This window comes from Oceanicaulis sp. (genome assembly GCF_965284345.1).
GTDB classification, from domain to species: domain Bacteria; phylum Pseudomonadota; class Alphaproteobacteria; order Caulobacterales; family Maricaulaceae; genus Oceanicaulis; species Oceanicaulis alexandrii_A.
In genome coordinates this window covers 60,687-72,863 of sequence record NZ_OZ260073.1, presented here as the reverse complement: position 1 = coordinate 72,863, position 12,177 = coordinate 60,687, and the positions used below count along the sequence as shown (strand labels likewise).

The 12,177-nt window shown below is 60.8% G+C and carries 8 protein-coding genes; 6 read left to right on the top strand and 2 right to left on the bottom strand.

The window, feature by feature from the left end; genetic code table 11:
• Nucleotides 1-28: 28 nt before the first annotated feature.
• On the bottom strand, nt 29-703 hold the full coding sequence (locus ACQ66J_RS00335; RefSeq protein WP_430429982.1) for a gamma-glutamyl-gamma-aminobutyrate hydrolase family protein: 675 nt from the start codon (nt 701-703) through the stop codon (nt 29-31).
• The gene (locus ACQ66J_RS00330) at nt 700-1,995 is read right to left on the bottom strand and encodes an ATP-grasp domain-containing protein (RefSeq protein ID WP_430429980.1); all 1,296 of its coding nucleotides are present in this window, start codon (nt 1,993-1,995) and stop codon (nt 700-702) included. Before ACQ66J_RS00330 ends, ACQ66J_RS00335 begins: the two co-directional genes overlap by 4 nt.
• 101 nt (nt 1,996-2,096) lie before the next feature.
• On the opposite strand from ACQ66J_RS00330, the gene ACQ66J_RS00325 reads away from it, so the two are divergent.
• The 6 genes from ACQ66J_RS00325 (at nt 2,097) to clpX (ending at nt 12,096) form a co-directional block, all read left to right on the top strand.
• Nucleotides 2,097-2,261, top strand: a complete 165-nt coding sequence (locus ACQ66J_RS00325) for a hypothetical protein (protein ID WP_375548956.1) — start codon at nt 2,097-2,099, stop codon at nt 2,259-2,261.
• A gap of 113 nt (nt 2,262-2,374) precedes the next feature.
• Nucleotides 2,375-4,105, top strand: coding sequence for an autotransporter assembly complex protein TamA (locus ACQ66J_RS00320; RefSeq protein ID WP_430429977.1), 1,731 nt, complete (start codon nt 2,375-2,377; stop codon nt 4,103-4,105).
• A gap of 2 nt (nt 4,106-4,107) precedes the next feature.
• Nucleotides 4,108-8,136: a translocation/assembly module TamB domain-containing protein gene (locus tag ACQ66J_RS00315; RefSeq protein ID WP_430429975.1), complete on the top strand. Its 4,029-nt coding sequence runs from the start codon at nt 4,108-4,110 to the stop codon at nt 8,134-8,136.
• 217 nt (nt 8,137-8,353) lie between these two features.
• Nucleotides 8,354-9,784 carry a trigger factor gene (gene tig / locus ACQ66J_RS00310; protein WP_430429973.1) on the top strand — a complete coding sequence of 477 codons (1,431 nt, stop codon included), beginning with the start codon at nt 8,354-8,356 and terminating at the stop codon, nt 9,782-9,784.
• A gap of 181 nt (nt 9,785-9,965) precedes the next feature.
• Nucleotides 9,966-10,589 carry an ATP-dependent Clp protease proteolytic subunit gene (locus ACQ66J_RS00305; protein ID WP_107713103.1) on the top strand — a complete coding sequence of 208 codons (624 nt, stop codon included), beginning with the start codon at nt 9,966-9,968 and terminating at the stop codon, nt 10,587-10,589.
• Nucleotides 10,590-10,824: 235 nt separating this feature from the next.
• Complete coding sequence (clpX, locus tag ACQ66J_RS00300; RefSeq protein ID WP_375548960.1) at nt 10,825-12,096, top strand: ATP-dependent Clp protease ATP-binding subunit ClpX; 1,272 nt, start codon at nt 10,825-10,827, stop codon at nt 12,094-12,096.
• Nucleotides 12,097-12,177 lie beyond the last annotated feature (81 nt).

Sequence of the window (12,177 nt, the reverse complement as noted above, 5' to 3'; positions counted from 1 at the left end):
AAGGCCCCGCCATTTGGCGGGGCCTTTTTTATTGGCATTGCTTGATGAACGTCCTGAAAAGGCGCCTCATATCACGCCTGTATACAAGCAATTCGGGGTGGAACTGCACGCCAAGCCGCAAGGGTGCGGTGTCTGACTGTATGGCCTGTACGCCGCCTCGCTCGCCGCAGGCGATGGCATGAAACCCGGGTGCGACCTTGCGCACGGCCCGGCGGTGGAGACTGTTGACCCAAACGCTCTCATGAGGCGCGACGCTATCGGCCAGCAGGCTTTCGCCGGTCAGCGTGATCGGCTTTCTGAAAAAGGCGTAGCCGATCGGGCCGTTCGGCCAGTCGCGCGTCATGTCGGGGTCCAGCGTCTGGTGTAGATCCCCGCCGTAAAAGACGTTGAGCATTTGCAGGCCGCGGCAAACGCCCATGACAGGCAGATCGTGATCTTTTGCATGCTGAAGCCAGCTGGTTTCAAGCGCGTCCCGATCAGGATCAAACAGGCTCTCGACCTCGATGGATGCGTCATATCGGCTCGGATGGATGTCCAGTCCGCCCATCAGGATCAGGCCGTCAAACCGCCGCGCGACCGTATCAGGCTCTCTTTTCACGCGCACCGGTTTGCCGCCGGACAGGCGGATCACAGCGTCCACCAGTACAGACAGCAATATATCGCCCTTGGGGGCGGTCACATAACCGATGACAGGACGTGTCATGATCCGACCGAGTCAAAGCTGATTTCTGGCGGCAGCTCACCGTATTTGGCCAGGTGAGACACGATGAACAAAGCGCCGAGCGCCGCCGCCGGATCATCCTTGGCCAGCAGATCCACATCCAGATGAGACCGGTCCATCACGCGATGCGTCACATCTTCAAGCGCTTCTTTCGCGGCTTTGGCGTCTGACAGGGACGCGACCAGTCGCCCGAAATTTTTCAGACTGAAGCCCTTGGAGTTTTTAAGTTGCTTCCAGCTGTCCGACAGCTGGTTCGCATAATCGCTTGCGCTGAAAGCCCCGTCTATGGCGGAGGGAATCCAGGCGAGCGGGACTTGGGATCGGAAGCCGATGTCCGGCGTGCCCGGCTCAGATTGCAAGGCGCCATGCAAGGTCAGCTCCGCCAGCAAGCGCGCATAGTCGACGCCGCTTAATGTGGAGTGGCGCAACCCAGCCCAGAACCGCGCATTCACCTCGATGGCTGAAGGGGCGTCGCTGTCCTCGCCGGTCCACATGAAGTCGGCTTCAAAGACACCCGTCCAATTGGTGGCTTTGGCGATCTTGCGGACATCCGCTTCGAAAGGCGCGGTGCTGACGGTCTCACGCACAACGCCGGCGCCGGCTTCGACGGGTTGGTTCTCAAGATTGGTGTAGGCGGACATCACCAGCACTTCGCCTTCATGCACCAAGGCGCTGACGCAATAATCGTCGCCGTCCGCCAGTGATTGCGCGAGCAGCGGGTAATCGTTTTGATGTTCTTTGAGATAGGCCTCGTATTCATCCTGTGAAGCGATCTTTGAAATCCCGCGACCGCCTGCACCGCGGCTGGGTTTCATCAGGATCGGGAACGCCGTGTCCGGTCCCTCTTGCGCGTCTTGCTCTGTCTCAAACACCTGGGTTTTCGGGGCGTTGATGTGGTTGTCGTCGATCAGAACCGCAAAATGGTGTTTGGGCGTGACTTTTTCGATGGATGAGCAGTCCGGAGCGGCCAGCCTGGCGTTGTCCGGCAGCAGAGATTTATGACGCGCCAGCGCTTCCATATCTTCAAACCCTGGCAGGATCAGAACCGTGTCCTCTGCAAACTCCTTGCAGATCTCTGCAATGTCGCGCGTGTAGGCAGCCTCATCTGAAGGCTCGCACACCGTCCGCGTTTCATCGCAATATTTCGAGAAGGACAGGGCGGTCAGCCCGATTGTGTCCAGACCAATGACATGGTCGACCAGAGGCCGGACCGATTCTGCAATGGTCAGAGCCATCAGGCTGCGGCCATAAGTGATCAATGCACGTGTTTTCATAGCGCTCTTAACGCGCGGAACGCACATGTCGTTCCCAGTAGTTTTTGGGAACTCTTCGTCGGCGACGTGCGTTTGTGATGCCTGTAGCCATGGAGCAGGTGATGAAAAACCAAAAGCCGAGCCCAGTCGTTCTGGTCGCCGCCGCCCTCGTTCTTGTGCTGATCGGCACGCTTGGCACGCTCGTCTGGCAAGAATTTCAAGAAGACACGGTTGAAATCCAGTTCGGGGATGGAAGCGTGCGCTTTGAAACAGGCGGTCTGAGATAACCTTTCGGCTCCACCGGCTGCTTTTTGGCCATACTTGTTTCCGATAGGATGCATGATCGGCGAGGCTAAGGCCCCGCCTTTCTTTTTTACGGACGATTGCGGAACCCGTGCTGATGATTGTGCTTCGCGCACTTGCCTTGATGGCGTGCATCGCCCTGACCGCTGAAGCCCGCGGGCAAACTGTGTCGGTGACTGGAGAGGACAGCGCTGGGGTGTCCAACGCACTGCAGTCGCTTCTCGATGAGCGGGCCAAAAGCGGCGCATCAGATGCGCAGGCGACCGCGAACACCCTGCTGCGATATCTTCGCTCTGAGGGCTATTATACGGCCCGCGTGATCGTTGATCAAAGCGATGAGGCGCCGACTTTTCAGGTGACCCCGGGTGAGCAGTTTCGCTTTTCCTCCCTGGAGGTCCTGACGAACGGGCGGGATCGAGCGCGGTCAGTCGCGCGCAATGGCATCGCGCTTGATGAAGGGGATGCGGTTCGAGCGGCGGATGTTCTGGCCGCAGAGACGGATGGTCTGCGCGCCTTGCGTCTTTCTGGATGGCCGGATGCGCGCCTGGAGAACCGCGTGGTCACGGTCGACCACGCAGACGCCAGCGGTGATGTTGTTTTCACATTTGAGCCTGGCGCTGAAAGCCTTTACGGCGACATTTCACTCGACACGGATCGGTGGCGCGCCAGCTTTGTGCGCCGGTTGGCGCCGTTCACTTCAGGTGAGCGAGTCAGCGCGGCCACGCTGCGCAGTTTTGAAAGCCGACTTGAGGCGCTTGAAAGCATATCGAGCGCAGCTGTGATTTTGTCAGCGCCGGCTGAGCTGGACGGGCCGCAACGCCGCGACGTCAACGTCTCTGCGACGCCGTCGCCCCGTCATGTGGCGGAAGCAGGCTTTAGCCTTTCCACCAGCGAAGGCGGCGGAGTCAGCGGCGCGTACAAGCGGCGCAACCTGTTCGGCGGTGATGAAACCCTCGACGTCTCATTGAATCTGGCGACCGTACTGAGCGGATTGACCGTCGAACTCAGCGCACCCCACTGGCGGCGGCTGGGGCAAAAGCTGACCCTGGAGGCGCACACCGGGCGCGAGGAGACAGACGCCTATGATTTGCTGGAAAGCGGTGTCGGCGCGCGTGTGTCACGCCCGCTCAGTGAGACGATGACCGTCTCTCTGGGGGCGAATTTTACTGTCGCTCACAGTGAAACAGATACGTTTGATCTCGATGTTTACACCAGCTCGATCTCGCTGGGCGCCGTCTGGGATGATCGCGACAGCGCGATCGCGCCCACGGAAGGGTATCTGTTGTCTGTGGACGTCTCTCCGGCGGTGGTGACCGGGGACGCGGCGACCCAAGACTCAAGGACTGTGGGAGAGACGCAATACCTCAAGACTGTGGGGGAGGCGCGCACCTATCAACGGCTCTCCTCATCGCTGATTATTGCAGGGCGTTTGAGGGCGGGGGGCATTGTCGGCGCGCCGTTATACGCTCTGCCGCCCGAACAGCGGTTCTTCGCCGGGGGCGGCGGGTCCGCGCGCGGTTATGACTATCAATCGCTCGCGCCCCGCAACGAGGCTGGCGCCTTGATAGGCGGGCGCTCCATCATTGAAACCAGTCTTGAAGCGCGCTGGCGGCGGTCACGGCGCTGGGGCGGCGTCTTGTTTGTTGATTCGGCTGCAGCTGGCCGCGATGAGACCCCTGATTTCGGCGCGATGCGAAGCGCTGTCGGGTTCGGGCTGCGCTATTACCTCGATTTCGCGCCTCTGCGCATTGACGTGGCGACGCCCCTGGACCCCATCGCCGGAGACCCTGAACTTCAGCTTTATATCGGGCTTGGGGAGGCGTTCTGAATATGCGCGCTTCAACGCTTCTGAAAACCGGCTTCGCCATACTGGTCGCGGCGTTGGTCCTTGGCCTGGCAGGCCTAGTCAGTCTCAGCCATGCGCCGGGCCGCGCTCTGGTTTCTCATCTGGCGGACGGACGCCGGATTGATGCGGTCGGGGTTGTGCAGCTCATCGGTCTTCAGGGCGATGTGCTCTCAGACTTCAGCGTCGAGCGGCTTACGCTGTCAGACGAACAGGGTGTGTGGCTGGAAGCAGACAATGTGCGAGTGGCGTGGCGCGCGCGCTCCTTATTGGGATCAACTATAGCCGTCGAGGCTGTTGAAGCGGACCGTATCGTGGTCCATCGCCGCCCTGATCTTGAGCGCGCAGACGCTTCTGAAGGCGGGGCGTCGCGCGGGGTGAGGCTCAATCAGCTTCGGATCTCTGAGCTCGTGCTGGAGGCGCCTGTTCTGGGCGACCGTGCGGCCTTGCGCGCTTCAGCGGCTCTGACGAGCAGCCCTCAATCCGGACAGAATCTGACAGCTGAAATCGTGCGCATTGACGGCGCCTCTGACCGCCTCGTTGCGGACCTGACGCGCAATCGTCAGGGCATGATCGAAGGGCGAGTGTCCGCGCAGGCCGAAGCAGACAGTCCGCTCGCAGGTCTGGTTTACGCCGGTGGACGCGGTTTTTTGCTGGAAGCGACTATCAGCGGCACGCCGGACGCCGGGCGCGCGGATTACAGTTTTGAGGTGGGTGAAACGGTGGGCCTTGAAGGACGTGGGTCTTGGGATGACGGCGCATGGCGGGTCGAAGGCGTGACGGACGCCGAAGCCTGGCCGGATTTGCCGGCTGATATTCGCGCGCTTCTGACGGGAGGCGCGCTGTCAGGCGAGGGGGCGCTTGACCCGCTGACTGGGCGCCTGGTCTTCACGAGCGCTGCTGGTGAGCTGTCGGTGAGCAAGGCTGATACGCCGTTGATTGACCTGACGGGGCAGTTCTCGGCTGAGGGGCTATCGCTGTTTTTGCCGGAATCCGTGACCCTTCAAAACGCCCGCTTTCAGGCGCAGCTTGATCGCGCCGACCCTGAGAATTGGGTGTCAGGCGATGTACAGGCGCAAGGCGTCGAGCATCCCCAGATCGGCATGGATGAAATGAGCGCCCGCTTTGTGCTGGGGCGTGCGGAGGATGCGTTTGCGTTCGATGTGACGGGTGATTTGCAGAATCTGCGCTGGGCGAATGCGCGAGCCGGGGCGGTTTTGGGAGAACAGGTCCAGTTTTCCGCCGTCGGCGTGTATGAACCAAGCCGCCAGCAGGCTAGGTTTGAAACCGCGCAACTGAGGTCTGAAGGCATGTCCGCCAGCGCTATGGGAGATGTGTCCCTGGCGCCGCTGGACTTTCAGGGGCGGTTTACCCTCTCGCTCGATGACGCCGGTCGAATTCAGGATGGGCTGTCCGGTCCGGTGGAGCTTGAAGGCGTCGGTGACGCCAATGGCGTCACCCTGACCCTTATGGGCGAAGACCTGGCCGGAGACGGCGCGCCCTACGCGCTCGCCACGGGGCTGAGCGGGCAGGGGCGGCTAGACCTCAGTGACGGGATCGCCGTTTCTGATCTTGATATTGAAGGGCGGTATGTGCGTCTGAGCGGTGATATGCAGCGCAGTGAAGCAAGCCAGGGCTGGCGTGGCGCTCTCGAATATGCAGTCGACGCTGAGGGCTTGAACGTCGCGGGTTTGTCAGGCGTCATCGCCGGCGCTGCGGAGCTTGATCAGGGAGAGGACGGGCTGTCCGCACGCATTCAGGCGCAAGCAGACACGCTGTCAGCGCGCGGCGTCGCGCTTGAGCAGCCCGTGCTGCGTATCGAGATCACGCCATCTGACGCCGGGCTGGCGGGCAATTGGCGTTTTGACGCAATGAACGGCGACACGACCGTGCTGTTGCAGGGCGATATCGCCTGGGCCGATGATGCGGGGCGTGTCGGTGTGCGGTCAGGGCGGTACGCCGATATCCTGGCTCAAGGCGAGGCGCGGCTGAGCGATGAGGCTTTGATCCTTGATTTCACAGCCTCACAGGACGGCGCGATTGAGCTGTGGTCTGCGTCGCTGGAGTATCGGGCGTCACGCGCTGACTTGCTTGCGGGCGAGCTGGATCTCAGCGGCGCGCTAGAGGGATACCGCGTCTCGGGCATGACATTGAATACGGCTCGAGCGCGATTGTCCGGGCCTTTGGAAGCGCTGACGTTTCAATTGAATGCAGAAGGGGCGTTCACCGAGCCTTTCGCTCTCTCGGTCGCCGGTCCTATCAGCTATGAGGCGGGTCGCGCTGACGCCGTTCTGGATGTTTCAGGTGAGATTTCCGGGCGTAATTTGACATCGCCCGGGCCGCTCTCCCTCCTCTATGACGCGGGTGAAATGGCAGTGGACGCTCAGTTGGCGCTGGATGGCGCGAGGGTGGCGTTCACACTGCGGCGTGACGCGCAAGAGACTGCGCTGTCTTATGATTTCAGCGCCATTCCCGCCGATCTGGTCATGGGCTTGCTCAGCTTGCCGCAGGCCCAGGGCGAGCTCCAGCTCGTAGGTGATTTCACCCGCGCAGACGACCGATGGACAGGGCGTTCCAATCTGGCTGTGTCTGACCTGTCCTCGGCGACGGATCATGAGCTGGGCGCGCTGAATGGCGAGATCAGTCTTGAGGTTCAGGCTGACCAGTCCCGATTGAACGGGCAATTTTCAGGCACTGAGCTTGAGATCAGGCTTGATCTGGCGCTGCCAGGCGCCGTGACGGGGCTAAGCGATTTGTCGCGGCCGGACTGGCGGGGTGATTTGAGCGTCAATGGAGACGTCGCCGTGCTGGCGGGGCTCTATCTGCCAGAAGGCGAAATCTTGCGCGGCAGCCTGTCCGTCGACGCTTCGATTGAAGGGGTGGAGACGTCGGGTGTCGTCAGCTTTACAGACGGCGCGCTTTCATCCGCGCTCGCCGGCCGCAGCTTTGAGCCGATCAATGCACAGGGCGGCTGGCGCAATGGCGCGCTGGTTATCGAATCGCTGCGCATCGGTGAGGATGCGAAGAGCGGCGCCCATGCGCAGGCCGAGTTCCGTATGACAGACGAGGGCCTGGAGGGGGAAGGGCGTATCGAGCTGAACCGCTTATATCTGGTGGATCGTCCCGAGCTGTCTGGCGGGGCGTCAGGTCATGCTGATTTCACTCTCAGTGAGCGGGTTCTGACGGTGACAGGCGAAGCGGATGTGCAGCGGCTGGATGTGCGTCCGACATCGGGCGGCAATGGTTCCTCCATCCCCCAGATTGAAGTGGTGGAGCTGAACCGGCCCGATGCTCTTGATCGCGCCTATCGTCGTCCGATTCGTCTGGAGCTGGATTATCATCTGCGCGCGGATGACCGGCTGTTCGTCTCCAGCCGGGCGTTTACGTCCGAATGGTCCGCCGACGTGCATGTGACCGGGACGGCGACCCGGCCGAATCTGTCTGGCCAGGCGACGCTGATATCAGGACAGGCGTCCTTGCTGACGGCGCCGTTCACCCTGACGACCGGGCGCGTGACCTTTGACGGCCCGGTGAATCAGAGCCGCGTCGCGATCGAAGCGCGTCATGAAACCAGTGATCTGACCGTAATCGGGCGTGTTCAGGGATCAGTGCGGGCGCCAGAGGTGTCGTTTGAGAGCACGCCGAGCCTGCCGGAAGACGAAATCCTCTCGCGGCTCTTGTTTGGCTCAGGCGTTTCTGACCTTAGCCCCTTGCAGGCCTCTCAGCTCGCCGCCCAGCTGTCTGGAGCGGGTTGGCTGGACGCCATGGCGGGGGTTCGCGCCGTTCTGGGCATGGACCGGCTGGATGTTCGTCAGAACGGCAACGGCGCCGTCAGCGTGCTGGGCGGGCGGCAACTGACCGAAGATGTCTATCTGGAGCTTGAAACAGGCGTTGGACAAACGCTGGGCGCGGCGCGCATCGAATGGCGGTTGACCCCGTCTTTCGTTCTGGCGTCGGAAGTCAGTGGTGATTCCAGCAATGAAATCTCGCTCAGCTGGCGACGAAGCTTTGATTGAGTCCGGGGCGGGGGCATGCTGTTTGACGCGTTCCTGCACCCGTCTGACGCCCCCGATATCTCTGCGCGGGAGCCCGGGCTGCACACATTCACCGCCGCTGGGCGTTGCGTCTGCAAATTCTGCGTGACATAACGCGCGCTCATTCCCGGCCGCCGCCCCGCGTGCATCTGCACGTTTGAGCAAGGCGGCGACCGCATTCTAACAAGGCCTCGCCAAGATGAACGTAGTTGAAAAATCCGCTGAAGGGCTCTCGCGCACGTTTGAGGTTGTCGTGCCCGCGTCGGAGCTCGAAGCGAAACTGACCGCCAAGATCGAAGAGATCCGTCCTGAAGTGCGCCTGAAGGGCTTCCGCCCCGGCAAGGTGCCCGCCAACCACATCCGCAAGATGTTCGGCGCGTCCATCATGGGCGACATCCTTCAGGAGCTGGTCCCGCAAGCCACTCAGGAAACCCTGGACGAGCGCAAGATCCGCCCGGCCTCTCAGCCGGCTGTGGATGTGAAATCCGATGCGGAAGACGTTCTCAAAAGCGGCGCTGATTTCGCGTTTGAGATCAGCCTCGAGATCATGCCGGAATTTGACACCGTCGATCCCAAGACCCTCAAGCTGACCCGCCCGGTCGCCAAAGTGGCTGACGCGCAGGTCGATGAGGCTCTGGAAGAGCTGGCCAAGCAGTCTATCTCTTATGAAGACAAGGACGGCAAGGCGGCGGACGGCGACAAAGTCGTGATTGACTTTGTCGGCTCCATCGATGGTGAGGAATTTCAGGGCGGCGCCGCGGAAGGCGCTGAGCTGGTCATCGGTTCCGGCCAGTTCATTCCCGGCTTTGAAGATCAGCTGATCGGCGCCAAGTCGGGCGACAAGGTCGAGATCAAGGTGACCTTCCCCGAAGATTATCAGGCTGAACACCTGGCTGGCAAAGACGCTGTCTTCGCCACCGAGGTGAAGACCGTTCAGGCGCCGGGCGAAACCACGATTGATGATTCGCTGGCCGAACGTCTGGGCCTGTCGGATCTGGAAGCGCTCAAGGATGCGCTGGTCAAGCGTTTCGAAGGCGAGCACAGCCAGGCCTCGCGCATGAAGGTCAAGCGCACCTTGCTGGACGCGCTCGACGCCGAGCACGACGCTGTCGAGCTGCCTGAGAAAATGGTCGAGCAGGAGTTCGAGCAGATCTGGCGCGAAGTCCAGAACGCGATCGAGAACGACCAGCTTGATGATGAAGACAAGGGCAAGTCCGAGGACGAGCTCAAGGATGATTACCGCAAGATCGCCGCGCGCCGCGTGCGTCTGGGCCTGGTGCTGGCGGAAATCGGCCGTAAAGCCAATGTGGACGTCACTCAGGAAGAGCTGTCGCGCGCTGTGAACCAGGAAGCTGTCCGCTTCCAGGGTCGTGAGCGTGAAGTGGTCGAGTTCTATCAAAAGAACCCGGGCGCCATTCAGGCCCTGCGTGCGCCGATCTATGAAGAAAAAGTCGTCGATTACATTCTCGAACTGGCTGACGTGACCGACGAGGAAGTCGATCGCGAGACCCTGTTCGCAGAAGACGATGAGGCGCCGGCCGCCGAAGAGAAAAAGCCTGCCAAAAAGAAGGCTCCGGCCAAGAAAAAGGCGGCTCCGAAGAAAAAGGCTGCAAAGTCCGACGAGGACTAATCCAGTCTTAACCCTGACGGGACCATCAAGGCCTGGGTCGATTTCTTCTCGATAGAGAGGAAAAAGGCCCGGGCCTTGTGCATTTGAGGGTTTGCGCCCAGGCGCGGGCCTTGTCACAGTGCTGAACCATGGCCATATCCGGCCGACCTAGACGAACACTGCTTTCCTTGAGGAGCTGGCTATGCGTGAGCCGCAGGATGTGATGATGAACCTCGTTCCCATGGTGGTCGAGCAAAGCGCGCGGGGCGAACGCGCCTACGACATCTATTCGCGCCTGCTGAAGGAACGCATTGTGTTCGTCACCGGGCCGATTGAAGACCATATGGCGAGCCTGATGGTGGCTCAGCTCTTGTTCCTCGAATCGGAAAACCCGAAAAAAGAGATCGCCATGTACATCAACTCGCCTGGCGGGTCGGTGAGCGCAGGTCTCGCGATCTATGACACCATGCAATATATCAGCTGCCCGGTGGCGACGGCCTGCGTCGGCATGGCGGCCTCCATGGGCTCGCTGCTGCTGACGGCGGGCGACAAGGACATGCGCTTCGCGACGCCGAACGCGCGCATCATGCTGCACCAGCCGTCTGGCGGGTTCCGCGGCACCGCAGCGGATATCGAGCGTCACGGCGAGGACATCCTCAAGATCAAGCGCCGGATGAACGAGATTTACGTGAAACACACCGGCCAGCCGATTGAAAAAGTCGAGAAAACGCTGGATCGGGACTTCTACATGGATGCGATGGAAGCCAAGGATTTCGGCCTGATCGACCATGTTTACGAGAAGCGCGGCGGCCCCGAAGCGTCCTGATTTAAGTCAGGTCTGTCTCGGTTCTGAGCACTCAAGCCGCGCTGCGCCAGATACGGCCAGCGCGGTTTTGCATGCTTGATCACCCCCCTCTGGCTGTGATCACATGCGCTTTAGAAACGTTTCGCTAAGGTCCGGCCTTGATCTTGCAGGAACGGGCTGAGTCGTTGATGACGATTTTTAAGGCCAAAACGAACCAACCGCGCCACGGCGCACAGCGGGACCGACGGGAGCAGCCATGACCAAGGCGACCACAGGCGACGGAAAGAGCACGCTGTATTGCTCATTCTGCGGCAAGAGCCAGCATGAGGTCCGCAAGCTCATCGCAGGGCCTACGGTTTTCATCTGCGATGAATGCGTTGAACTCTGCATGGACATCATCCGCGAGGAGAACAAGACCTCGCTTGTGAAGTCCAATGAGGGCGTGCCCAGCCCGCAGGAAATCTTCCAGGTCCTGCAGGACTATGTGATCGGCCAGGCCAAGGCCAAGCGCGTGCTCTCGGTCGCCGTTCACAACCATTACAAGCGTCTCAACCATGCCGGTCAAAACGGCGAGGTGGAGCTGTCCAAGTCCAATATCCTGCTGATCGGCCCGACCGGTTGCGGCAAGACGCTGCTGGCCCAGACGCTGGCGCGCATTCTGGACGTGCCCTTCACCATGGCCGACGCCACCACGCTGACCGAAGCCGGTTATGTGGGTGAGGATGTGGAGAACATCGTTCTCAAACTGCTGCAATCTGCGGACTACAATGTCGAGCGCGCCCAGCGCGGCATCGTCTATATCGACGAAATCGACAAGATCAGCCGTAAATCCGACAATCCTTCGATCACCCGCGATGTGTCGGGCGAGGGCGTGCAGCAAGCGCTTCTGAAGATCATGGAAGGCACGGTGGCTTCGGTTCCGCCCCAGGGCGGCCGCAAGCATCCCCAGCAGGAATTCCTGCAAGTGGACACCACCAACATCCTGTTCATCGTGGGCGGCGCCTTCGCCGGTCTCGAAAGCATCATCTCCCAGCGCGGCAAAGGCTCAGCTGTCGGTTTCGGCGCTGATGTGCGCGATCCTGACGCCCGTCGTCAGGGTGAAGTGCTGTCTGAAGTCGAACCGGATGATTTGACCAAATTCGGTCTGATCCCCGAATTTGTGGGTCGTCTGCCCGTGATCGCAACGCTCGAAGATCTGGATGTGGATGCTCTGGTCCAGATCCTGACCGAGCCGAAGAACGCTTTGGTCAAGCAGTATCAGCGCCTGTTCGAGATGGAAGGCGTCGGCCTGTCCTTTACCGAGGATGCTCTGATCGCCATCGCCAATAAGGCGATCCATCGCAAGACCGGCGCGCGCGGCCTGCGTTCGATCATGGAGGGCATTTTGCTCGACACCATGTTCGACCTGCCAAGCCTTGAAGGTGTCGAGGAAGTGGTGGTCAACGCTGAAGTCGTCACCGGTGATGCGACCCCGCTTTACATCTACGCCAAGTCCAAAGGCGAGGCTGCGCCGAAACAGGGCGCGTAATCGAAATATTACCGGGAGTTAATTCGCTTCAGAATTGCACCCCGCACTAGGCTTCAAAGGCTGCACCTTGGTGCAGCCTTT